General features: G+C 38.9%; 22 protein-coding genes. 3 read left to right on the top strand and 19 right to left on the bottom strand.

What is annotated here, in order from left to right:
* Nucleotides 1–257 precede the first annotated feature (257 nt).
* The 13 genes from NSQ61_RS17630 to hpaB form a co-directional block, all read right to left on the bottom strand.
* Complete coding sequence (locus NSQ61_RS17630; RefSeq protein ID WP_144597423.1) at nt 258–1,412, bottom strand: iron-containing alcohol dehydrogenase; 1,155 nt, start codon at nt 1,410–1,412, stop codon at nt 258–260.
* Between the two features lie 27 nt (nt 1,413–1,439).
* Entirely contained in the window at nt 1,440–2,891 is a 1,452-nt protein-coding gene (locus tag NSQ61_RS17625) for an aldehyde dehydrogenase family protein (protein WP_340807724.1), read from the bottom strand.
* A gap of 181 nt (nt 2,892–3,072) precedes the next feature.
* The gene (locus NSQ61_RS17620; protein WP_063388846.1) at nt 3,073–3,729 is read right to left on the bottom strand and encodes a GntR family transcriptional regulator; all 657 of its coding nucleotides are present in this window, start codon (nt 3,727–3,729) and stop codon (nt 3,073–3,075) included.
* 56 nt (nt 3,730–3,785) lie between these two features.
* Nucleotides 3,786–5,300, bottom strand: coding sequence for a 5-carboxymethyl-2-hydroxymuconate semialdehyde dehydrogenase (gene hpaE, locus NSQ61_RS17615; protein ID WP_063388847.1), 1,515 nt, complete (start codon nt 5,298–5,300; stop codon nt 3,786–3,788).
* Between the two features lie 22 nt (nt 5,301–5,322).
* Nucleotides 5,323–5,709 carry a 5-carboxymethyl-2-hydroxymuconate Delta-isomerase gene (locus NSQ61_RS17610; RefSeq protein WP_063388848.1) on the bottom strand — a complete coding sequence of 129 codons (387 nt, stop codon included), beginning with the start codon at nt 5,707–5,709 and terminating at the stop codon, nt 5,323–5,325.
* A gap of 56 nt (nt 5,710–5,765) precedes the next feature.
* A complete protein-coding gene (locus tag NSQ61_RS17605; protein ID WP_063388849.1) occupies nt 5,766–6,500 on the bottom strand; it encodes a fumarylacetoacetate hydrolase family protein in 735 nt (244 codons plus the stop codon).
* Entirely contained in the window at nt 6,497–7,288 is a 792-nt protein-coding gene (locus NSQ61_RS17600) for a fumarylacetoacetate hydrolase family protein (protein WP_340807718.1), read from the bottom strand. The genes NSQ61_RS17605 and NSQ61_RS17600 overlap by 4 nt, the downstream gene beginning before the upstream one ends.
* A 49-nt stretch (nt 7,289–7,337) precedes the next feature.
* Nucleotides 7,338–8,255 (bottom strand): 2,4-dihydroxyhept-2-ene-1,7-dioic acid aldolase, encoded by a 918-nt coding sequence (gene hpaI, locus NSQ61_RS17595; protein WP_340807715.1) that lies wholly within the window; start codon nt 8,253–8,255, stop codon nt 7,338–7,340.
* Between the two features lie 105 nt (nt 8,256–8,360).
* Nucleotides 8,361–9,245 carry an FAD synthetase family protein gene (locus tag NSQ61_RS17590; protein ID WP_066252152.1) on the bottom strand — a complete coding sequence of 295 codons (885 nt, stop codon included), beginning with the start codon at nt 9,243–9,245 and terminating at the stop codon, nt 8,361–8,363.
* Between the two features lie 4 nt (nt 9,246–9,249).
* Nucleotides 9,250–9,726: a flavin reductase family protein gene (locus tag NSQ61_RS17585; protein ID WP_063388853.1), complete on the bottom strand. Its 477-nt coding sequence runs from the start codon at nt 9,724–9,726 to the stop codon at nt 9,250–9,252.
* Nucleotides 9,727–9,751: 25 nt separating this feature from the next.
* The gene (locus NSQ61_RS17580) at nt 9,752–11,176 is read right to left on the bottom strand and encodes an aldehyde dehydrogenase family protein (RefSeq protein WP_063388854.1); all 1,425 of its coding nucleotides are present in this window, start codon (nt 11,174–11,176) and stop codon (nt 9,752–9,754) included.
* A gap of 26 nt (nt 11,177–11,202) precedes the next feature.
* Nucleotides 11,203–12,183, bottom strand: coding sequence for a 3,4-dihydroxyphenylacetate 2,3-dioxygenase (gene hpaD, locus NSQ61_RS17575; RefSeq protein WP_063388855.1), 981 nt, complete (start codon nt 12,181–12,183; stop codon nt 11,203–11,205).
* Nucleotides 12,184–12,346: 163 nt separating this feature from the next.
* Nucleotides 12,347–13,807, bottom strand: a complete 1,461-nt coding sequence (gene hpaB / locus NSQ61_RS17570; protein WP_327873367.1) for a 4-hydroxyphenylacetate 3-monooxygenase, oxygenase component — start codon at nt 13,805–13,807, stop codon at nt 12,347–12,349.
* A gap of 156 nt (nt 13,808–13,963) precedes the next feature.
* Here hpaB and NSQ61_RS17565 point away from each other — a divergent pair, with 156 nt between their 5' ends.
* Entirely contained in the window at nt 13,964–14,884 is a 921-nt protein-coding gene (locus NSQ61_RS17565; RefSeq protein ID WP_063388857.1) for a LysR family transcriptional regulator, read from the top strand.
* Nucleotides 14,885–15,086: 202 nt separating this feature from the next.
* Here the strand turns inward: NSQ61_RS17565 and NSQ61_RS17560 are convergent, their stop codons facing one another.
* The gene (locus NSQ61_RS17560) at nt 15,087–15,527 is read right to left on the bottom strand and encodes a hypothetical protein (protein WP_327848107.1); all 441 of its coding nucleotides are present in this window, start codon (nt 15,525–15,527) and stop codon (nt 15,087–15,089) included.
* A gap of 680 nt (nt 15,528–16,207) precedes the next feature.
* Here NSQ61_RS17560 and NSQ61_RS17555 point away from each other — a divergent pair.
* Together NSQ61_RS17555 and NSQ61_RS17550 are read left to right on the top strand one after the other, a co-directional pair.
* On the top strand, nt 16,208–17,179 hold the full coding sequence (locus NSQ61_RS17555) for a 2-hydroxyacid dehydrogenase (RefSeq protein ID WP_340807710.1): 972 nt from the start codon (nt 16,208–16,210) through the stop codon (nt 17,177–17,179).
* 610 nt (nt 17,180–17,789) lie between these two features.
* Nucleotides 17,790–19,082 (top strand): MFS transporter, encoded by a 1,293-nt coding sequence (locus tag NSQ61_RS17550; protein WP_066252165.1) that lies wholly within the window; start codon nt 17,790–17,792, stop codon nt 19,080–19,082.
* A 422-nt stretch (nt 19,083–19,504) separates the two neighbouring features.
* Here the strand turns inward: NSQ61_RS17550 and NSQ61_RS17545 are convergent, their stop codons facing one another.
* The 5 genes from NSQ61_RS17545 to NSQ61_RS17525 form a co-directional block, all read right to left on the bottom strand.
* Nucleotides 19,505–20,446 carry an MTP-1 family protein gene (locus NSQ61_RS17545; protein WP_063388861.1) on the bottom strand — a complete coding sequence of 314 codons (942 nt, stop codon included), beginning with the start codon at nt 20,444–20,446 and terminating at the stop codon, nt 19,505–19,507.
* 256 nt (nt 20,447–20,702) lie between these two features.
* Entirely contained in the window at nt 20,703–21,761 is a 1,059-nt protein-coding gene (locus tag NSQ61_RS17540) for a BtaManbiosPhlase (protein ID WP_340807706.1), read from the bottom strand.
* Between the two features lie 1,114 nt (nt 21,762–22,875).
* The gene (locus NSQ61_RS17535; RefSeq protein WP_066251196.1) at nt 22,876–23,931 is read right to left on the bottom strand and encodes a galactitol-1-phosphate 5-dehydrogenase; all 1,056 of its coding nucleotides are present in this window, start codon (nt 23,929–23,931) and stop codon (nt 22,876–22,878) included.
* A gap of 24 nt (nt 23,932–23,955) precedes the next feature.
* Complete coding sequence (locus NSQ61_RS17530; RefSeq protein WP_066251194.1) at nt 23,956–24,138, bottom strand: hypothetical protein; 183 nt, start codon at nt 24,136–24,138, stop codon at nt 23,956–23,958.
* Nucleotides 24,139–24,243: 105 nt separating this feature from the next.
* Nucleotides 24,244–25,278 (bottom strand): zinc-binding dehydrogenase, encoded by a 1,035-nt coding sequence (locus NSQ61_RS17525; protein ID WP_340807703.1) that lies wholly within the window; start codon nt 25,276–25,278, stop codon nt 24,244–24,246.
* Nucleotides 25,279–25,306: the final 28 nt, after the last annotated feature.

Here is a 25,306-nt window from a genome sequence, read left to right as displayed (position 1 = left end):
GTGACAACGCTTTCATATTAGTGAAATCAGAGGACCACCCCTTTCCTTTGACCAACAAATCATCAATAATATTATATATGATTTAAGATATGGTTTCAAATATTCCGAAAATTACTTCTATTTGTTTTTTTGCTAGCTTTTATTCGTTTTTTTATAACGGAATTAAAAATATTTTGGAATCAGTTTGATATCAATCGATTTTTAAATATATAAACATTTTTAAAAATATCTTTTATTTATTCATTCGCCTTATTTTTTTAATAAGCAACTTCTAAAATTTTTAATATATCTTGTTTAGTTACTTCTCTTGGATTCGCTAATATGCTTAATTCCTCATTTAAAGTAGCATCAGCTAAAATGTCAAACTGCTCTCGTTTAACTCCTAATTTACTTAGAGACGGTATTTGAACTTTTTCAGACAAATTTCTCACAGCCTCAATAGCTTGTTTAGTTGCTTTAAAGTCCGATAAATCTTCAACAGGCAAACCCATTGCCTTTGCGACATTCTTAAATCTCTTTTGTACATTTTCATCTTTCGCATTAAAATCCATGACATATGGCAAAGTACAAGCATTTGCTACCCCATGAGGTAATCCACAATAGACACTTAACGGGTGAGCTATTGCATGAACTAAACCTAATAATGCAGAGTTAAATGCAAATCCAGCAAGCATGCTTCCGAGTAACATGTTTGTCCGTGCTTCGATGTTTTTCCCATTATTAAATGCCTTTTCCAGATTGCTATAAATAAGTTCAATTGCTTTTAAAGCGTTGATATCTGTTGGAATAGAATGAAACTTTGATACATATGCTTCAATTCCGTGAGTTAAAGCATCCATACCTGTTGATGCAGTAATATTGGGTGGCAATGCTATTGTAAGTTCAGGATCTACTAGCGCAACATCTGCACCACAATTTCGTCCAGCAATTACCATTTTCTTTTTTCTTTTTGTATCAGTTATAACGGTTACCCCAGTAACTTCACTACCCGTACCTGCAGTAGTAGGAATTGCTATTAAAGGTTTTGTTGGACGTTCAACTTTATTCACTCCTTCATACTTAGCGATTGGACCAGGGTTAGAAATAAGTATATTGATTGCTTTAGCTGCATCAATTGAACTACCACCACCTATTGCGATCAATGCGTCAATTTGTTCGTTTTTGGCTAGAAGAGCTCCTTTTTCTAAAATAGTATCAGGAGGATTTGGAAGAACTTGATTAAACTCAATAATATCAACATTAGTTTTCTTAATCTTTGACAATACTTTTTCAACAATTCCTGCTTTTTGTACACCTTGATCATATATACACATTACTCTTTTTACATGAAACTCTGCTAGGACGTCCTGAAGCTTTGAAGCGGCACCCTTACCAAAGATTACTTGACTAGGAATATTAAATTCAAAATTCATCTTCTACACCTCTCCATTCATTTATTTTTAATTTTCATTCAAATCAATCCAAACATGCTTAGTTTGCGTATACATTTCCATCGCTTGAACACCTAATTCACGACCAAACCCACTTTGTTTTGTTCCGCCAAAAGGTGCTGCACTATCTAATAAACTGTAAGTATTAACCCATACAGTTCCTGCTTTAAGACCGCGAGCCATTCTGTGGGCACGTTTTAAATTATTGGTCCAAATACCAGCAGCTAGTCCATAAATGGTATCATTTGCTTTAATTAATGCATCTTCTTCATCTTTAAACTTAATGACTGATACAACAGGGCCGAATATTTCCTCACGTGCAATCGTCATGTCATTTGTAACGTTTTCAAACACTGTTGGAGTAAAATAGTATCCATTTGCCTCTTTATTTAATCTTTTCCCACCTATTGTCAGTCGAGCCCCTTCATCCAATCCAACAGCAACATAATGTTCTATTTTTTTTAAATGTTCTTCTGAAATTTGTGGCCCCATTTCCGTACTCTGATCAAGCGGATTTCCTACACGAATAGAATTAGCTTTTTTTATGAATAGATCCATGAATTTGTCGTAAATTGACTCCTGTACAAATAAACGAGACCCAGCCGCACATACTTGTCCTTGGGCAAAGTAAATTCCAAAAGCAGACATATTTACAGCTTTTTCAAGACTAGCATCATCAAACACAATATTCGGGGATTTTCCACCCAACTCAAGTGAAACTGGTTTTAAATTTTTGCTGGCTGCTTGCATAATTAGTTGACCTGTTTTTGTGGACCCTGTAAATGCAATCTTGTCTACATCTGGATGAGAAGCCAAGGCTTGGCCTGCAGTTTCTCCAAAACCTGTTACAACATTAATTACTCCATCTGGAATTCCGACTTCTTGAAATAGTTTTACTAACTCTAAGATACTCACCGGTGTCTGTTCAGCCGGCTTAATCACAATTGTATTTCCAGCTGCAAGAGCAGGAGCCAATTTCCACATAGTAAGCATAAGCGGAAAATTCCAAGGTACTATAGCTCCAATAACACCTAATGGTTCTCTTAGAGTATAATTGAAACGGTTGTTAGGTGATGCTAGTGTTTCACCTTGAACTTTATTTGCCAAACCTGCATAAAATTCTAAAACATCGATCGTTGCTGGTATTGCAATAGACTTGGTATCACTTATTGGCAATCCATTGTCCTGTGATTCCACTTCAGCAAGAAAATCGGCTTTTTCCCACATTTTTTGCGCAGCCTTATACAATAACCTACCTCGGTCACTGGGGGTCATTTTTGTCCAAGGACCTGATTCAAATGCCTTTCTAGCAGCTCTAACCGCCCGATTGACATCATCTGCACCTGCCTCCGCAACGATAGCGTGTACCTCACCAGATCCGGGATTAACTGATTCAAAAGTCTTTCCAGAAATAGCGTCTACCCATTTCCCATCAATAAAAAGTTGATACTTTTTTACCATAGCTTCTCCCCCTTAATATTTCATTTTCTCAAAATATTTTAGAAATCGCTTTCACAAAATACTTATTTTAATACTATATATAAAATTATATACGATATTGGCTGCAGAAATATTTATTTTACCTGAACAAATTCAACTGAGTACGGAGTACGATCAGTTGAATTTGTTCGAAATTGTTTTATTATGAAAATTTTTGCCGATTTCTGAATGCTTCTGCTGTATTTAATTTGTGTTGGCGGACAAATTCCTCAATTTGGTTGGGCGGAGCCTTTTCCCGAAGTAATCGAATAATTTCTTCGTGCTCTTTAATGGACTCTTTAGAGCGCTTCGGTACAAGTGTGAAGCCATAAGTCCGTATCCGCTTCATCCTCTGCCAAATTTGCTTAATCTGCTCCTCTAAAAAGTTATTGCCGCAGTTTTCATATATTAAGGTGTGGAACTGATAATTTAATTCACTAAATTGCTCTAATTCAAAATCTTGCAGCGACTGTTTCATCTTTTCATTTAATTCTTCTAATTTTTTGATCGTCTCCTCCTTTATAATATTAGAACTTAAAACAGTCGCGTAGCCTTCTAGCACCGCCAAAACCGAAATGGTTTGCAAATACTCTTTTTCGTTGATATTGCTTACAACTGCTCCGCTATACGGCTTATATTGAATTAAGCCTTCTGCTTCCAATTGGCGGATCGCTTCTCTGACAGGGATGCTGCTTAAATTCAGCTCTTTTGCAATTTGATCGATTACTATTCGATATCCAGGCCCGTAAGCACCATTTTCAATTCGTGAAAGAATATAATCATATGCAATTTGTGTTTTATTTTTTACCTTCTGTTCCATACTTATATCATATATTAAAGAATATATACTAACAAGCAAAACGAGTTAGCTTTCCATTATTGCTGAGCCGAAATCGTTTCGGCTTTTTTTGATTTACCAAACTGAGGAATGTGATGATCTCCAATCGCCACATGAATTACTTGAACCTCTGTATAAAAATCAAAACTATAATGTCCGCCCTCTCGGCCAATACCGCTATATTTCGTTCCGCCAAACGGGATTCTTAAATCCCTGACGTTTTGCGAATTTACCCAAGCCATTCCGCTTTCAATCGATTGGACAATTCGGTGTCCGCGCTTCAAATTGTTCGTCCATACATAAGCAGCCAGCCCATATTTTACATCATTAGCCATTTTTATGACTTCTTCTTCAGTCTCAAATGGTATGACTGCCATGACAGGTCCGAATATTTCCTCTTGAGCAACTTTCATACCGTTATGGCAATTCAGAAGAAGTGTCGGTGGAACAAAGTTGCCGTTTTTCAATGATTGCGGAACGTTTCCTGAAAACACTTCTGCTCCTTCTTTTTTGGCTATTTCAATGTAATGTAAAACGGTTTCCCAATGTTTTTTGTGAATTAGCGGCCCTAGTTCTGTCGAAGAATCCAATGGATCCCCTACCGAGATATTTTGCACACGCTCTTTCAGCCGTTCAACAAAGGAATCATAGATCGATTTTTCCAAAAACAACCGCGAATTGGCTGTACAGCGCTCCCCGTTAAGAGAAAATACTCCCCAAACGACAGCATCCAAGGCTTTTTCCAAATCAGCATCGGCAAAGATAATTGCAGGAGATTTTCCTCCTAGCTCCATAGAGGTTTTTTTCAACGTATCTGCGCTATTTTTTATTATTTCGGCACCTGTTGTCGTCTCGCCCGTAAAGGAAATAAGCCGGACATCAGAATGTCTCACGAGGGATGCGCCAGCTGTTTCCCCAAAGCCGTGAACAATATTAAAAACTCCCTCTGGCAGTCCCGCTTCATGAATAATTTCAGCCAGCTTGTTAGCAGTCAGCGGCGACCATTCAGCAGGTTTTAGGACAACCGTATTGCCTGTTGCCAACGCCGGAGCCACCTTCCATGTTTCCAGCATGAACGGAGTGTTCCATGGCGTAATTAAACCTGCCACCCCAATTGGCTTGTAAATAGTATAATTAATAAAATCTCCGTCTACTTTATACGCTTCTCCTACCATGCGGCTTTTAACCATTTGTGCATAAAATCGAAAGTTTTCAGCTGCACGGGATGCTTGCTTTTTCGTTTGACTGATTGGCAATCCTGTATCTAGAGATTCCAAATAAGCAATTTCTTCCGCATTTTCTTCAATTAATGCAGCAATTCGTAAAATATACTTCATTCTTTCATCTACCGACATTGTTCCCCAAGGGACGTCATCAAAAGCTTTTTTGGCAGCTTTTACTGCTAAGTCAATATCTTCTGCAAATCCTTCCGCTACCTCATTGATTACTTCATTATTAAAGGGATTAATATTCTCAAAGCTTTTCCCTGCAACTCCCTCTACAAACTTGCCATTGATATAATGAAGAACTTTCCCAACTTTATATGTGGTCATTTCGATTCCTCCAAGTATGCAATTAATTTTTGTAGCGCTGATGAATGTTATTATATTTGTACGTTCCAAATTCACTAAATTCATATAGTTCTAAAGACAATGCAAGATATCTCCTTTTGAAAAGGATCGAAAAATGATCTTTCATCACTGCAAAGATCTCATCACAAACTGCTTTTTTATCCTCTTCAGTACGCCCAGCGCCAATCTTTAGCGTACCGTGGACAAAGGCATCATCCTCAGAGCCGTCAGCCACACAATAATCTTTCAATTCAATGGCTCTAGATCTCACGCCTCCAATTGGAAATATATCGCTTTTGGAAATCAGCACATCATTAACTTTTTTCAGCAGCTCTGGAATTTTTGCCTCTTTTTTGATATTGTCGGTATATTCTAAAATAAAATGCGGCATAACGTCAGCTCTCCTTTAAAGTATTGGTGACGGAGAAAAGATTCTGAATGACAGCTTCATATAATTCGATTAATTAAACGTCCAATCCCTTCTATTTCTGTAATCACTTCATCGCCAACATTAACATTGACCGCTCCTTTAGGTGTTCCTGTGAGAATTATGTCCCCGTAATTTAAGGTCATAAAGCTCGTTAAATACTCGATTAACATAGGGATTGTAAAAATCATATCTTTTGTATTTCCTTCCTGCACTAACGCTCCATTAACGTAAGTACGAAGGACCAAGTTCATCGGATCTGGTATATCTTCTTTATCGACAAGCCAAGGGCCTATCGGGGTAAATGCATCGCGATTTTTCACGCGCAAATTCGGCCGGTAATAGTTCTCTAAATAATCCCTGACAGCGTAGTCATTTGCAACTGTATATCCTAAGACGTATTCATACGCTTCACTAGCCTTGACATTACGCGCCATTTTTCCGATTACCACTGCCAGTTCACATTCATAGTGCATAAAATCTACATCAGGAGGACGTTTCGTTTCAGATCGATGCCCAACAATCGTATTCGGTCCCTTTAGAAACACAAGCGGTTCAGTTGGTGCATGAAATGACAGCTCTTTAGCATGATCTGCATAATTCAAACCTAATGCAAAAACAGTCCGCGGGCTTACAGGCGGAAGCCAGACTACGTCCTTTTCTGTCACTTTATGATAATCGTTCAGTTGAAGGAAGCCGTTATCTTCAATTGCTTCATAAATAGTGCCGTTCATAGCAACTCTAGCTCGTTTCATCGCACAGCCCCCTTCACATAATCCGCTTCATGAACAATTGTATTTTCTAGACTGCCTACACCTTCAATTTCAATACGAACATGGTCTCCTGCCTTTACTAAAGGCGCTTGCTCAGGAACACCTGTCAGCAGCACATCTCCTGGATAAAGCGTCATAAATTCTGTTATATCAGCCAGCAGCCGAGCAACTGGCCGGATGAAATTTTTCGTGTTATTTTTTTGTGCAAGCTTTCCATTGACAAAAACGCGAATGTCCAATGAATCAGGATCAACTATCGATTCCTTTTTGATGATCCACGGACCAACCGGATTAAATCCATCTCTTGCCCGCTCCCTAATCGCCGGACGATAAATGTTTTCGTGCGGAATTGCTACATCATTCACAACTGTATATCCAGCAACATATTGAAAGGCTTCTTCTTCCTTTACTTTAGTGGCAGTACGCCCAATGACCACGCCGAGTGCTGCCCCCACTTCTAATTCGCCTGCATCCTCAGGCAATGGTATGGGGCTCCTGTAGCCACTTAATGTGTTGATCGGTTTTATATATAAAATTGGCGCTTTCGGCGGTTCGTTATATGGTGAATGTGTCATTTGCTCACGATATCGATGAAAGGCGCCCTGATAATTCAAAAGGACACCGTAAATCGTACCTGAAACCGGAGGCTCCCAAGAAAGCTGGTTGACGTGATATTGAGTTCCATTTAAAAAAATTGAATTGTTTTCTGGATCCACTTCGGCTTCCGTTATATTTGGCATTCCAAAAATTTTCACTACTGCATTGCCCATCCAATTCACTCCTTAGCAGGCGCAATACATCAGCCCTTTTTAGCTTGCCTTAATTTTTTACTTTCTCTAAAAGACCATATTTTTGCAGCGTTTGCCGAATTCTTTCTTGAAGCTCCTCCGCAGGCAAATCAAGAGGCAATCTTAATTTCGGCGTGATTTTTCCCATCATTCCAAGCGCCGCCTTTACAGGTCCCGGATTTGTCTCGGCAAATAAAATATCGTTTAATTCCATTAACTCGAAATGGAGGTCCTGAGCTCTCTTTATATCGCCTTCAAACCAAGCATCATGCAATTCCGCAACTTTTGCCGGTTCCACATTAGCCGTTGCACTAATAGAACCTGCCCCCCCGATTGCTAGCATTGGATAGCATAAAAGCTCGATTCCTGAAAATAGTAAAAAATCTCTTCCGCAATGAAGCAGCACCCGATTCACATGCTCAAAATCTTTATTGGATTCTTTTGCACCGATAATGTTCGGGCAATCCTCCACTAAACGAGCCATTGTTTTGACCTCTAAATTTACAGCTGTTCTCCCTGGGATGTTGTAGATAATGATCGGAATATCTACAGAATCAGCTACTGCTTTAAAATGCTTATACAACGCATGCTGGGACGGCCTATTATAATACGGAACAATGACCATCGCAGCATCTGCGCCAATTTCTTGTGCAAATTTCGTTAGTTCAAGTGTTTCATCATGATTAGTCGATCCTGTTGCCGGAACAAACGGGACTCGGCCATTCACTGTTTTTTTCGCCAGCTCCATTACCTGCTTGCGTTCCTCCGTTGTTAATGAACTGGGTTCGCCAGAAGTTCCTGTCACTGAGATCCCATGGCTGCCGCTTTCAATTTGCCAGTTGATTAAATTTTTCATCGTTTCAAAATGAATATTGCCTTCCGCATCAAATGGAGTAACAACAGGAGCAATCGATCCTCTTAATCTTTGCTTTATTTCGTTATAAGACATATATAAGCAACCTCCTGAACAAAATGATTATTATCTGAATATTTCAAATCTCATTAATTTATTTTTATTATATATATAATCATATATGATTTCAACTATAAATTATTATATGACTGTTCGGCTAAAAAGATCATAAGCAGCAGCAACTGGTCGATCAAGCAATTGTTCTATGAACCTCAATTGGACATTATTTTTTTCTGCTATTCTATCCAATCCGTCAATAACACCCTCAAATAAGTAAGGTTTTAATGTTTTGTTCGTTATATGGCATAAACCGTTGTAAAATGTCTCATTGAGATTTATTTGGATTTTATAAATTCCCGGTTTAGGCAGGAAATAATCATGATCGATTTGCGCTTTAAAAATAAAATTGTTGTCAGCATCGCCTCGTTCCATCGATTTGACTAAACATGAAACACGATAATAATCCCCAAGATAATGAGGTATTTCATTTACAAGGCCTGACTCTAGCAGCTTCCGAATCATGGAGGAGCTTATTTTTTCTTGTTTATATTGGATTTTCGGTATAGTCGTCACATCAAAAAATCCCGTTCCAACGTTTTTCAGCTTCTCCATATTCCCTTTTCCTTTAAAACCATACGTAAAGTCGAAGCCGGCAACGACATGTTTGCACATCAAGCCTTTTAAGTATTGATTCACAAAGTCTTGATCGGATAATTCAGAAAAATTTTTATCGAATTTTACAATATACAGTTTCTCTACCCCTAATTGTGAAAAGATTTCCATTTTGGAAGGAAGCGGCGACAGATAGGAGATAACTTTTCTATCCGTTTCAATGACTTGACTTGGATGTGGAAAAAATGTCATCACGGCAAATGTTAGTTTTTTTACTTGCGCGATTTCTTTCGCTTTTTCAATGATTTTCTTATGTCCTAAATGCACTCCATCAAAGAAGCCGACTGCCATGACACACGGCTCGGGCTTGCATTCCGCTAATACTTTGGAATTGTTAATATAAACGACTTCCATCCATTCACCCCGCGTTGGCATGACTAGCCAAATTTCTATATTTTCCTTCAAAAAATAACAATGGGTCACCATCCTTCATATAAATGTCAGTCACCTTTCCAATGTATAAAGTGTGGTCGCCGGCAACATGTGTATTGTATACGTCACATAAAATATTTGCTAACGAATTGGGCAGCACTGGTTGATCACCGACCCAATCAAAAGTAACATTTTGTTTCTCTTTTAATTGGCCGGCAAAAAGCATCGATAAATCTTGTTGTTCTTCAGACAAAATATTTACTGTAAATTTTCCTGTCTGCTTAATGATTTCATTCATTTTTGCTTTTTCTCCAATTGAAATGAGAATTAGTTTAGGATCTAAAGAGACAGACATAAATGCATTTGCCGTCATTCCGCGTACTTCCCCATTTAGGGCAGTCGTAATAACAGTGACTCCTGTCGCAAACTTCCCCATTGCATTTCGAAACGTGCGATCATCCATGTTACACACCTCTTTTTACGCTTTTTTATACTTGCCGATTTATCACGACTAATTTTAGCTCCGTCATTTCTTCAATCGCATATTTAATTCCTTCTCTCCCCATTCCGCTCTCTTTCACTCCGCCGTATGGCATATGATCGACTCGGAACGTTGGGATATCATTAATCATTACACCGCCTACTTTTAGCTCTTCAGCCGCATATAAAGCATGGTGGATATTTTTTGTATAAATCCCTGCCTGCAGTCCATACCGAGAATCATTTACATACTCAACAGCCTGTTCAATCGATGAAACCTTTTCGATTAACACTACAGGGCCGAAAATTTCTTGACAGGAAACTTTCATATCAGGTTTTGTGTTGAGTAAAACCGTCGGTTCGACAATATTTCCCTTCGCATTTCCCCCTGTTGCAACTATTGCACCTGTTTTTTTAGCTTCTTCGATCCAGCTGATGACACGGATTACATCATGTTCGGAAATCAGCGCTGAAACATCTGTTTGAAAATCCAGCGGATCTCCTGTTGTCAGCTTTTCCGTTTCTTTCACAAATGCATTGACAAACTCATCATATACATGTTCATGTACGTAAATTCTTTGCAGCGAGATGCATACTTGCCCTTGGTTAGAAAAAGCCCCTTTAACACATCTTGGAATGATGCTTTTAACATCAATTCCTTCATCTACGATCAAAGCCGAGTTGGAACCTAACTCAAGCGTGACGCGTTTCAAGCCTGCTTTATTTCTGATCTCTTTTCCGACTTGCGGGCTTCCTGTAAACGTAATCATTTTAACCCGCTCATCTTCTACGATTTTTTTGCCAACGATGCTGCCGCTTCCTGTTACAACATTTAATGCACCATCAGGCAGTCCTGCTTCCTGCAATAATTCAGCTATAAAGAAAGCAGATAACGGTGTTTGGGAGGCCGGCTTTAAGACAATCGTATTTCCGGAGGCAATGGCCGGTCCTACTTTATGCGCAACTAGATTCATTGGAAAATTAAACGGAGTGATAGCTCCTATTACACCGATCGGTTCACGAACCGTATAAGCAGTCCGATTTTCCCCGCCGGGCGCCGCATCTAATGATAGTGCCTCACCATGAATTCTTTTTGCCTCTTCAGCCGAAAATTTGTATGTTTGAATGGTTCTTTGCACTTCCTCTAATGCTGTTTTGATTGGCTTCGCCGCCTCTTTTGCAATAATTTCTGCCGCTTCCTCTTTCCTCTTATCTAAAAGCATCACCAGTTTTTCCAAAATATGTCCGCGTTCATGCTTTGGCATTTTCGCCATTTTCAGAAAGGCGTTATGTGCGGCTTCGATCGCTTTTTCAACGTCAGCTTCTGAAGCAATTGGAATTTCTGCAATTACTTTTTTATCATATGGAGAGGAAAGAGGAGCATAATGTTCTGCTCCTACCCAACTTCCATTAATAAACAATTTTCTTTTCATCGTTACCTCTCTTTTCTTACTTAAAATTAAATGACAAAATCAGGTTTTAGCTTTTGCACACTTGGCTCTTTTAGTTCAACTAACTCTCCGCTATGAATATCAAATACTTGTGATGCTTCATTAAACCAGCAGTCCGGTGCTTCATGCCCCCAAAATGTTTGGCGTCTTGGATCATTTATATCCCAGCGAATCGGCAGAAAATCCGGATCGCTTGTCAAGTAATCTCCATTGTATAATTCAATTCGATGTCCATCTGGATCACGCAAATAGAGGAAAAATGCGTTTGAAAGTCCATGGCGTCCAGGGCCTCTTTCTATATTTTTCGCATATCCCATAGCCGCTAACACATCACAGGCATGAATGAGACTAAGTTGATCCGACAGCCAAAAGCCGATATGGTGAAGACGAGGGCCGTTTCCATTCATAAACGCCAAATCATGCACATTAGGTTTTCGATGCAGCCATGCAGCCCATAATTCATTATTCTCTGTTTCGGTATACTCAGAGCACGCAAACCCCAGCTCTTTTACGTAAAAGTCATATGCTTTTTGTACATCCGGCACCATGCAATTAAAGTGGTCAATTCGCTGTATTCTTGCTCCTTTATATAAGTCATATCTTTGCAGCAGCCTTTCGACCGTGTCCATTCTGGCAAAAAACTCAACTGGAAGACCTGAAATATCCTGCACACGGAAAGCCCTTTCAACTGCATGCTGATTTTCTATCCATTTTGGATTCATATTTTTTTGTTGAAAATAGTCATATAATTTGTTTAAATCCTCATCGGAATAAACCTTGTAACTGATCGCTTCCACACCAGGCTGCTCTGCTTTTTTCAACACCAGGCTGTGATGATTATGTTCCTCATACCCTCTGAGATATAAATGGTTTTCATCAGCCTCTGTCACAACGAACCCTAAAGCGTTTTCATAAAAATCGCGTGAAGCCTCCAAATTTGTCACCAACAGTACCGCCCTTGCACAACGAATAATATTAAAATCTACCATCTTGAAAGTCCCTCCCTATTAAATTCCCCCGAGAATAGAAAATTTTCAGAAAAATATAGTTTGCTAGAATCATATATGATATTGTATATTAAGTCAAGTTCAACTCGCTATGCTGTCATGATCACTTTCACAATTAACGTGTGGCACCTTCATTTATTATTTGTTAAACAGTTGTTACTTTTGTAGTTCCTAAAAATTCACGAACCAAGTCTTTGAAATAATCTTTTTCGTACCCGTCAAAATAAACCATACCCATGCGGACCGGATCTCCAAAGAAATAATATTCATAATGAGTTTGACGGCTTCCAAATGCACTCATTGTAATATCCCAAGCTAAACGGAACAACTGAACGCGCTCATATCCATCAATATTTGCTCCTTGCATCGCTCTTCTGACAATATCGCCGATTTCTTCATTATTAAAATCAGCTTCTGTCGGAATGGCCATTAATCCAGAAGCGCCAAGAATCCTTAAGATTTCCACTAAACGAGGGTAAATTCTTGGGTACCAATTTCGAGCAGCATCAAGCGCAGCAAAATCCGGCGTCATTGTTCCCCATTTATCAAGCTTTGCATTATGCTCTGCACGATATAAATGACTGCGCATTGTCTCAAGAGTCAGCATAATTTCTGTTCCTTTATCTTTTACATGCTGAAACTGTTCAATTCCAATAGCCTCCATAATTAAAAGGACAACTCCAAGTATAAATTCAGTTTTCACTACATTTTTGGCAACTACTTGATGCGACATGTGGACAACGGCATTCGTCTCACGGAAGGTTCGGTTGCAAATGGAAGAATTGCCGCAGACAAATACCCGTTCCCAAGGAACGAAAACGTTTTCAAATGAAACAATAGCATCTCCTTCTTCAAATCGCGACCCGAGCGGATGATCCCAATGACTTTTTCCATAGTCAAAGGCTTCGCGGCAAATAAATTTTACGCCTGGAGTATTATTTGGAATTGCAAAAGCTAATGAATACGGGTCATCCCCTTCACTTGATTTTTTAACTGTTGAAGGAAAAACTAATATTTCATCCGTTATGCCGCCTTGCGTAGCCAACAAACGAATCCCATCAACAATAATTCCATCTTTATTTTTCTCGACTAAATGCAAGGAAACATTTGCATCCTTTTGCTCATGCTGAGCTTTAGAGCGATTAATCTGCGGATGTATAAGGGTATGTGTTAAAGAAATATCGTTTTCTCTCGCATATTCATAATATTTTCTTGCGTTCTCCGCATACATTGGATCATCTTCTGCGAACAGATCATTCGCTATTCCCATTGCCATCACTTCAGCATTTAAATAATCCGGAGACCGCCCCATCATTCCGGCGGAAGTTCGAGCCCATTCCTGTATTGCTTTGCGTCTTGCAATCAGTTCTTCTTTTGTAGTAGGCTGCATAAATGTTATACCGACTTTTTCTCCTGTTGTTGGTGAAGTATACAGCATCTTATCAGCTTTTTCATATTGAAGATCGTAAAGTTTTGCCATTGATTGAATCACATTTTTCAATGCAGGATGCTCCGTTACGTCATCTACTTTCTCCCCATGAATGTAAACGCTGCTTTTCGCTTTCTTCAAACGCTCAATATACTCTTTGCCAGTTTTTGCAGGCATCTTCATTCCCCCTTAAATAGATTTTTTCATCCACAATTCGATTTACTTTTTTGAATCTTCAAAAATAATATAACATATGATATCATATATGAAAAATATGAAAAAAATTGGTTTTGTATATAAAAAAAATATACACCTTCACATGAGGTGATCAGATTGATTGACATTAAACAGCTGAAATATTTTGCAGCGATTGTCGAGGAAGGACAAATTACACGCGCGGCGAAAAAGCTGCATATGGCGCAGCCGCCTTTAAGTCATCAGTTGAAGCAATTGGAGGAAACGCTTGGAGTCATTTTATTAGAACGGAACGGAAAAAAACTTGAATTAACGGAATCCGGGAAAATTTTCTACAAAAAAACGAAACAGCTCCTTCATCAATTGAATGATATGATTTTGGAAGTCCAAGAAATAAACGATGGAACGAAAGGCACATTATCAATAGGATGTGTGAAATCATGCTTTTCCTATTTACCCAAAACAATGCGGAAGCTTCTTGAGAAATTCCCCAATGTCAAATTCCATTTAAGAGAAGGAGATACATTCTTAATCAGTGAATTTTTAAAAAGCAGAGAAATAGAGGTAGGGATTATACGATTGCCCATTGATACCGATGAATATCAAACAATAAAACTGCCAAGCGATCCATATGTGGCCGTCATCCCGCAGCATTGGAATTATAAACATCATTCTATTCAAATGAAAGATATAAAAGAAATGCCTTTGCTTCTATTACACCGAATCAGCGGGAAAGGCCAGTATGAAATGGTTGTGAATGAATGCGCGCGGCATGGATTTGAACCAAAAATTTTATGCGAGTGTCCTGATGTAACGATTCTTTTATCATTAGTTGCAGAAGGTGTAGGTGCAACGATTGTCCCAAAATCTGCCGTTTCCAATTTTCAAATTCCAAACATTCAAATGCTGGAAATTGAGGATTCATCCATTACAGCTGAAGCATCGATAATTTTCGAAAAAAATCGGTACCTGTCTAAAAGTGCAGCGAATTTTATTAAGATACTAAAAACTGAATATCCGATTGATGATCAGCTTGGCAGACCGCAGCCAAATAAATAAATGCACACCGAAGAGAATCTTTGTTTGGAATTCATGTCTATTATAGTAGCACAAGGACTTAAAATTGAAATCGAGAGAAGACCTCGACTTAACTAGATTAAAAGGCTGGCTTCTTTTCTCAATATTCTACGGTTGTGTTCGCAAAATATTGGGCGACGGATAGTTTTCATCAACTAAAAAGTGATGAAGAAATATTTCCTCATCACTTCTTAAATCCTGTTGTTGCCCATGTCAATTTATATGTAACTTTCTTTTTGGTTCCTTCGTTAACGAGCTTGAATCTGTAACGATCTTTTGGTGAAAATTTCGGTGAATCGAAACGGGTTGTGCCGTTTTTGTTGGCATTGATCGTTTTGATCGTTTTCCAGCTTCCTTTATTATTTTGTTTAATTTGTATATACAGCTTAAATGTTCCTTTTGCTGCACTTGAAGCTTCAATGCGTCCGTATGAGATGGAGACATTTTTTGTGCTGCTCGTCCACTTTTCTTGATAGCTTGGCGTTTCGACATAATTGGTAAAATAGCCGCTTTTGTATTGAAAAAGAGAAAGACCTGCTGCTTTTTTCGGAGCTGCTCCAAAACTAGCAAAAGCAAAAAGTATTAAGACAACAGCTATTGCACCTATTATGAAGTTCTTTTTCATTATGAATATTCCTCCTATCCCATCAATATCCAGATTGATTATAATATGGGTGGATCATAAATGCATCCTCCGAATGAACTAACATAATTTAATAGAAAGAACCGATTTTTGAAAAATAGTATCTTTCAATCTATGAATGACAAATTGCTGCTTCTCAATCAGCACAAAGAGGAAAAATTGAAGGGCATGAAATTGCCGAAAACGTATTGAAAAAAACGCATGAAATAGTGCTAAATGTCCAGAAGTCCTGATTACGGAGAAGAGCGCTTTTAGGTTTTAAGTTGTTGTTCAGCTGACAGGGACACTACCTAGTGAGAACATCATCCTTTCAGCAAACAGACAAACTCGTCCAAGACGTTTGAATCGCTGCGCCCATTTATAACTGTGCTCCGACAAACTTGTATTAGATGTTATAAAGCGGGAAAGCTCGCAGCCTGTATTATTAACGCGCCGTTAAGAGATAAATTGCAAAATCAACAGAGGTTTTGTGGACAAGCAGCCTTGATAACCTTCTTTGTTTTCCTAGATAAATTGGGAAAATCTCCATGCTCAACTTTAGATCGGTCAATCGCTTACTTCCATTTTTCTCACATGAAAGACACCTTTAGAATACGTGCAGCACAATTTCTTCCATAATAGATTCCGCCTTGATGTAAAATATATGTTTGGAGGATAAAAACATGAAACCAAAGGTGATAGTATATAAAAAATTGCCTGAAGATATTTTAAACAGCTTGAAACAAGTATGTGAGATCAAATATTACCCCGGCAGTGAAGACTATTCTATATTCTTGCATGACTTACATGACGCTGAAGGGATGATTGGCGCAGGAATGCGAATCGATCAGCATTTTTTAAAGCAAGCTCCAAAATTGCGAATTGTCAGCAATGTTTCCGTTGGATATGACAATTTAGACATTCAGGAATTAACGAAACGAAACATTATGGCAACCAATACACCTGATGTTTTAAATGAAACAACGGCTGACGCAATTTTTGGGCTGCTCCTTATAACAGCTAGAAGAATGGCGGAGTTAGATCGTTACGTAAAAGAAGGCAAATGGGAAGCCCCGATTGGAGAAAATTTATTTGGTGTTGACGTTCATCATAAAACACTTGGGATTATTGGCATGGGGAAAATCGGCACCGCCATTGCCAAAAGAGCACATTTCGGTTTTGGCATGAACATTTTATATCATAACCGATCCCGCAATCAAAAGGCAGAGGAACAATTTCATGCCATCTATTGCGAGCTTGAGGACTTACTAAAACAATCAGACTTTGTCTGCCTCATGACGCCGTTAACATCAGAAACAAAGCATTTAATCGGGCTAAAACAATTTCAATTGATGAAACGAAGCGCCATTTTCATCAACGGTTCAAGGGGCCAGACCGTCAACGAAAAAGACCTTATTTACGCGCTCCAAAACAAACTCATTTTAGGTGCCGGGCTTGATGTATTTGAACAAGAACCTGTCCCGAAAGATCACCCTCTGTTAAAAATGAATAATGTCGTCACATTACCGCATATCGGCTCAGCAACTTATGAAACGCGGTATGCAATGGCAAAACTGGCGGCGGAAAATTTAATAAAGGGGCTGAAAGGATTATGTCCGCCCAATTTAATAAATCAAGAAGTGATGCGAAAGTGAATTGCTAATTTCAAACATTGACCATCGGAAACACTCCTTTCCAAAAAATCTTTTCAAAGAAAAAAAGCGCTCTCCACGGAGGCGCTTTTTTCTTTGAAAACATAAAATGTGAGTCCTTAAACTGCTGCTTGCTGAAACCTAGATAAATAATGATTCATTCAAGCCGTTCTAAGTTCAGCCTTTAGCTCCAGGCTGAGGAGGCTCGCACTCTTTTTGCAATGAGCTGCTTTTTCTGTTATATTTCATTCGCTGCTGATGATTGTGCTGAAATAATCAAATCGTTTTCTTAAAGCATTCAGCAGTCATGGATGCTAGTTTTTATTTGCAGATCGGACGTTGGATGATCTGCTTTATTTACGTATTTAGTTAAATAATTCGTGAAATGGAATTTTTTTAAAAAGATACTTTTTACAAAAATGTCATTTATGTTAATATAAAAAAAGATATTTCTATTTTCCGGTCATCAGATGACCCGTTTATCTGTTGTCAGAAAATTTAATAAAATGAAAGGAGGCGGACAAAGCTCTAAATGAACTGAAAGCTTCGTGAAAATGAAAGCGTTTAAACAATTCGATTTTATAACGAAAAATTTAAAGAGGGGGAGAAAGCCATGGTCAAGGGTAAATGGAAAATATTGATTGCCAGTTTAGTAGGAAGTGCGATTGAATGGTTTGACTACTTTCTTTATGGAACAGTTGCATCATTAGTTTTTAACCAATTGTTTTTTGTTAATGAAGACCCTACAGTCGGATTATTAATTGCCTATACTTCTTTTGCTTTAGCGTTTTTCCTCAGACCTGTTGGCGGAATTATTTTCAGCCATATTGGCGACAGGTTAGGAAGAAAGAAAACATTGGTTTTAACCCTTAGCTTAATGGGAATTGCCACATTTGGCATGGGGGTAATGCCTACGTATCAAGTGATCGGAATTTGGGCTCCTATCTTTTTGACTCTGTTGCGTTTCATACAAGGTTTAGCTCTTGGCGGAGAATGGGGAGGCTCTGTTTTACTAGCTGTTGAATATGCTTCAAAAAATAATAGAGGTTTTTTTGGAAGTGTACCTCAAATGGGAATTTCTTTAGGATTGATTTTAGGCACCCTTGCCCTTTCAATTATGTCACTTTTGCCGCATGATCAATTTATGTCATGGGGCTGGCGTGTTCCATTTCTGTTAAGTGCATTGCTTGTAATTTTCGGGCTGTGGATTAGAAAAGGAATTGATGAGACGCCTGCCTTTAAAAAAGCTCAACAAGAAGGAGAGGTTGCTAAAATTCCATTGGTAGACACTCTTCGCTACCATTGGAAAGAGGTTTTAATTGCGATGGGTGCAAAAGTCGTGGAAACTGCACCGTTTTATATATTCGGTACGTTTATTGTATCGTATGCCACTTCAACTTTGAATTTTGATAATACAGATGCATTAAATGCTGTACTGATCGGCTCTATCGTAGCTACAATCGTCATTCCGCTCGTCGGAAGCTTATCAGATCGAATCGGACGAAAAACGATTTATATTAGCGGAATTATACTCACTATTTTATATGCGTTCCCATATTTTTGGATGCTTCAACAAAATTCGGTGTTTTTATTAATTTTAGCAACGGTGATCGGCCTAGGTGTTATTTGGGGATCTGTGAATGCAGTTCTCGGCACAATGATTTCAGAAATTTTTTCGGCCAAAGTTCGATATACGGGAATATCTCTAGGCTATCAGCTTGGGGCTGCAGTTGCCGGAGGGACCGCACCGTTAATTGCAACCGCTTTATTAGTGGAATTTAACAATTCCTACATTCCTGTTGCCATTTATATTATTTTCGCTGCATTGATCAGCTTCATAGCTATTTGGTCTGTAAAAGATGGAGCGAATAGAGAGCTGAATGATAAAATACAAATAAAGGCTTAAGAAAATTACAAAGCCCAGATTATTCCATTCCATGTGGATAATCTGGGCTTTATTTCTCACCATACTTGGGGTTGTTAATAGAAAAATGAATAATTTTTCCATTAATACGTATAAAAAAGCGAAAACTCTAGTATCGTAATTGTTGACTAGACAAACTAATTTATCAAATCTATGCTGCCATTACCATCTTTTTTATGGTTTCTATGCCTTCTGATGGAGTGCCTGCTGTTTTTCCAACCCAAGCAGCACCTCCATGCATTCTTTGTCCCATTTGCTTTGGGAAAAAATAAAATAAAACTCATCAAAAAGGGGGGATGGATACCGAAACAACGAACATCTTTTCTTTCGTATCCGCCTAGAAACGGGAAGGAAATTTGTCACCCCCGCCTTTTGATGATGAACCTTTTATTTTGCAATCTTCCTTATTTTTCATACTTCACAAACGGATCAGCAATGGTAATTTTTTGCGCTTCTGCATCGCTGGTGCCTACATATAGATCAGCTGTTCCATCCCCTTTTCTGATTAAACCGCCGCTGAAAACTACATTGACAAGGTCAGGCCGCTTGGCAGCGCCTTTCAAAAAATGGGATCTCGTTGCAATGAGTTCCATATCAGAAAATTTCATTGTATCAGGATCTAATACAAACACCATCGGATAATAATGGCGGTTCCCTTGTTCATCTTTGCTTGCTATATGTCCGAGCACACCAATCAGACCGTTAGAAAGCAAATGCAGTTCGTTTGCTCCTCCCCATTCTTCATCCGTAAATTGGCCCTCTAAAAGCGTGGCTTTTTCGAGATTTTCGGGATTAAGATCATCAAGAGTCGGTATTCGGATAAACCCAATTTTGCCGAGACCGCCTTTCTCGCCTTGAGGCCTTGTCAACACTCCAATTGATCCGTCTTTTAATTCAATCACTCTGATATCCTTCATGCCTTCAGGACCTTTAGCGAATTTTTCTAAATCTGCAATATTTTTCCCTTTATAAAAAAGCGTTCTCCACCAAAGTGAGCTTTTAAAAGTGGGATGCGGAAAAATTTCAACTCCGCCAAAAACTAAATCTCCGCCAATTCTCGTCACGAACGGATCCTGCAGCTGAAATTTCGGCGCTCCTTCTTTCGGAATCCACTTTCCATCCCGATTTACAAAGAAATATACTTCTGAATGCTCGCTGTTTCGAGGCTCTACTCTACCTGCTATGACAAGTTCCCCATCATCTAAAAACGGCGCCGAGATATTATATACGTCCCTATTTCCTACACCTTTGAAAATTAACTTTTGTGGATTGATCGGCTGAGGAGCATTTTCAAATTCTTTTAGCAGCTTAGCGCTTGACTTAATGCCCGTTTTCTCCAACCGCACAAAAGCTCCCTCCACACTTTTGCATTTCTGTTTCTAGCAAAGACTTTCTGATGTTTTATCATATTCAATTCCAATGATGCTTGACAATGATGTGTAACGGGGGAAAAATATTTTACAAATGGATTCATCATATTATTTACCTTTTCAAAAGAATTCTTTTAATTATTTTACATAACAAAAGTATTTCGTCAATTATATCATTTACAAAGATCAGCAAATTATTTATATGCCCTGCCCTATTTCAAATAAAACATTTTCAAAGTTTTTCCATTATTTCTTCAAGAGGAATTTCCGCACCTGCAATCGATTGATCCGATGCACCATAATAAATCCGAACTGTACCATTTTCCGTCAAAGCTCCGCATGTAAATACAACCTGACCGAAGAATCCGTTCATTTCATAATCCGCTTCAGGCTTTAAAATGGGTTCCTCCGTCTTAGCTAACATTCTCCCAGGATCATTCAAGTCTAGAAGCAGAGCACCTAAAGAATAGCAGTCGTTTTGATCAGCGCCATGATAAATAGCTAACCAGCCTCTATCGGTTTTAAACGGAACTGCTCCCCCGCCAATGCGGCAGCTGTCCCATCCTTTTTCGCTAAGACTAAGCAAATGCCGATGATTTCCCCAATATAAAAGATTGTCCGATTCAGCAATCCATATTTCCGGTCTGCCGATTCCTTTCGGTACAGGCCGATGCAGCGCATAGTACTTGCCATTAATTTTTTCAGGAAAAATGGCCACATCTTTGTTTTCAGGATGAAAAATTAACCCTAGCCGCCTGCATGTTTTAAAATCAGTTGTTGAGGCAAGCCCCACTCCAATGCCTTCAGGCGACACTGCGCTGTACTGAATGTAAAAAGATGCACCAATCTTAGTAATTCTTGGGTCTTCAATCCCCCATGCTTCACGTTCAGTTTCCGGATACATGAAAGGTTTATCATCAATGGTGAAATTCCGTCCGTCTTTGCTGCGGGCAAGCCGAAAATAAGATAAAGATGTGACATAGGCAGCTCTATGCATGGAATCACTGTAAAAAATCATTCTTGGGTCAGAAAAATCATATCTTTTGTCATTTTTTTGCAATTCCATCTCTTTCAGCTTTCCTTTTCCTGAAGAAAAATCGATATAAGAAATTTTCACGACATTTGGATCAGTACAGACAGGACGCTCAGCAACGCGCAGCAATAAAAGCACTTCGCCGTTCAACTGGGCAACACCAGCATTAAAAACTCCTATTACTTCATGTCCACGGTGAAAAGGTTTTACATCGTCCGGAGCAATCAGTGGATTTTCTGGAAAACGAAAAACTTTCACAACCAATGCCTCCTGTTTTAAAAAAATCTAGGAAGTTTTTTGAATTGCCATGTTATTTTTCTTCAATGTCCCCTTTTCAATTCCTGTTACCAATTGTGATCGAATGTTAAACAATCCATGATCAACGTTTGAATTATCTATCCAAAGAACATCTCATTTATACAGCGTCGCTAATATAAATATTCAGAATAAAAATCAAGGTTGATATGGCAATTTTCAATCAAAGGTAAGAGTTAAAGCATGAAATCCAGCTGTCCAAAAATCCACAAACACCTCTTGAATGGATTGGCAAGGCAAAACGCAGCACTTATGTATTGAAAGATGAGCCATTATTTTTATGGTGACAAAACAAACGAAAGATTGACATACTGCATAATGACAGGGATGGTTATCAAGGGGCGTACAGAGCAAATTCAAACAAAATTCTCTATATAAAAATGACAGTCCGATGGGTTCCTAAAATGAAGGATTGGGGAGGAATACTACTGTGAAGGACAAAAATAATCGAATAAAATTTGTAAATGTCCTTCATAGAGGCAATGAAGTCCAACAAGAAGCAATTGTATGTGCTGAATGTCCATCATAAAACTTTTGAAGAACGTAATTCAGAAAGAGAACATCAGAAAAATCCTTCATAAGACTTCTGAAGGATTAAACAAGATAGGAAAAAATGGTTTGTCCGATAAATCCCTAAAATGAAGTGGCTCCAAAAAGTCAGTTAACTTGGGCACCTCTCCAACGGAATATTTTGACTGTACCAAATGAATGGCTCCAAAAAGTCAGTTAACCCTGACTTTTTGGACAGCCCTACCATCTAAGCGTCTATTCATTTCGATTTTTTCCACCTTAGTCTGTCTTAAAAACGCTTGGCAGACAAGGAACTGATCTTTAGAGAAGATGCGAATCGAACCAAAAAAGTTCATGAGCGGACGAGGCCAGTGACGCTGGATGAAAGCATTCGCCGACAGTCTGAATGCCTCCCAAATAAGGAAGGCTAGACTTTGTTCAGCTGTTTTTATTCATTTGTATATTTTGCAAATGAAGCTCCAAGCAGGCAACAATAGTTCAAATGGCAAGAATAAGCTTTCCGCATAGCTCAAACAGCGGCTGAAAATTAAAGCCTAATTTCCGGATAAAACAATACTTTGCCGATGAACTCTTTTTTTTCTAAAATTTTTTCAAACATTTTCGGTCCTTCCTCTAACGTGATGCGATGTGTGATCAGCGCCTCAGCGTTTATTTTTCCGGTTCTCATACAATCGATGGTCGTTTTCCATTCTTTTCCCGGAAACGGAGACGATATGGCATTCCAAGATCCTAATACGGTTAATTCGTTTCGGACGATTTTTTCAAAGTAAAATCTTTCGACTAGGACGTCTCCGTATGGAATTCCCATAAATACAACCTGCCCTCTCTTTTTCGCTAATGAAAAAACTTGGGCGGAAGTTACAGGGGATCCCGCTGATTCTACAGCAATGTCTACTCCTTTTCCATTCGTCAGCTCCATGATTTGATCATATGCCGATTTTTCAAGAGGATTAATCGTAAAATCCGCTCCCATTTCTTTGGCAATATTTAATTTCTGATCATCGATATCAATCGCAAAGATTTCACTTGCTCCAAAAATTTTTGCCCATTGGACTGCGAGAAGCCCGATAGTTCCGCATCCCATGACAGCAACGCTGTCACCCGGCTGCAACGATGTCCGGTAAAGCCCGTGTACGACAACGGATGACGGCTCAATCAAAGCAGCGGAGTCATAGCTTATCTCGTCCGGTATTAAAAGCACATTTTCACTAGGCAATTTCACATATTCGGCAAAGGATCCCGGCTGTAAGGCTCCAATAACATGCAAGCTTTCACATTGGGACAAAATCCCTTTTTTGCAGCTTTCACATTTACCGCAATATAAAGCAGGACAGCCGACAACCCTGTCTCCTGCTTTTACATGAGAGACAGAAGGACCAACTTCTACCACTTCACCGGAAAATTCATGTCCCCAAATCATCCCTTGTACGTAAGGTCCCAGTTTTGCATATCTTGAAATGTCTGAACCGCATATGCCTGTTGCTTTTACTTTAATGATCACGTCGTTCTCATTTTCTATCCTTGGTTCACTAGCATCCTCGAACCGCAGATCTCGTTTTCCGTAAAGTTTTAGTGCTTTCATTTCCTATTCCCTTTCCCGCATGGTTTAATTTTCGTTATGAACCTTCATATCTTGCTCCGAACGAACACCTTTAGATTTATTTTTGAAAAGCTTGTAAAATGCAACTGCCAACACGATTGAATTTATGATAAATTGATGTTCAATATAAAAATCGCTGACCATTCTCCCATACGGTCCAAGAATAAAATCTATGATGCTCTCAATCATTTTTTCACCTTCTTATTGACATGTTTGTCAATACTTTACTTCTTCCCCTTTGCCAAGACTTACATGAGACATATCCCCACCTGCTATGCGGTGGGGAACAACTGATTATTCATGAACAGGAGTTAAAATAACTTTAATTGCATCGCCGCTTTTAATTGCTTCGTATGCTTTATCCCATTCAGAAATGTTGAATTGATGTGTTACAAGTGTTTTAGTATTTACTCTATTTTCATTCATCAAGGCTAAAGACGGCTCCCAATCGCTTGGTTTTTGACTGCGAGATCCGGTAAATACAATTTCTTTTTGAATAATTTTTTCCATATCAATAGGGATTTCAGATTTTGCATAAATGCCAACCTGTACAAATTGGCCTTTCTTTTTCAATAAATCGAGCCCCATGTTCAAAGCAGGTACAGCACCGGTACATTCAAATACTGCGTCTACACCGTAGCCATCCGTCAAATCATTGACTAATTGTTTGACGTCTTCTTCTTGAATGTTTACGGCATAATCCAGTCCAAGCTCTTTTGCCTTTTCCAGCCGCAGCTTGTCATTGCTTAATCCGGTTATGATAACTTTAGCTCCTAAATCTTTTACGACTTGAGCGACTAATAAACCAATCGGACCGGGGCCGAGTACTAAAACGACATCACCTTGATGAATCGTAGCTTTCTTTACTGCATGATGTGCACATGCAAGCGGCTCCGTCATCGCTGCAGATAGAAAATCTACATTTTCAGGAAGCTTATGAACACTTTCTTTACGTGCAATCAAATAGGTTGCAAAGCTTCCATCTTGCTGCGTGCCCAGCCCTTTTCTGTTGCTGCATAAATTGTAATCACCGGACTTACAGTATTTACATGTTCCGCATATATAATAAGTAGTTTCAGAGGTTACCCGATCTCCTACCTGAAATTCAGTTACATTCTCCCCGACTTCTGCTACTACACCGGAAAATTCATGGCCTAACGTAACGGGGGCCTTCACTTTGTAATGTCCTTCATACGTATGAATGTCCGTACCGCATATTCCGCTGTATTTCACTAAAATTTTGACTTGATCCGGTCCGACTTTCGGTTCTTCCACATCTACTATTTCCAAGTTCCCAAATCCTAGTTCTTTTTTTACTAAAGCTTTCATTTCTTTATCCCTCCAGCAAGCTGCAATA

Origin of the sequence: Aeribacillus sp. FSL K6-1121 (assembly GCF_038003725.1) — a bacterium.
GTDB classification, from domain to species: Bacteria; Bacillota; Bacilli; order Bacillales; family Aeribacillaceae; genus Aeribacillus; species Aeribacillus composti.
This window is presented reverse-complemented; position numbering and strand designations above follow the sequence as displayed.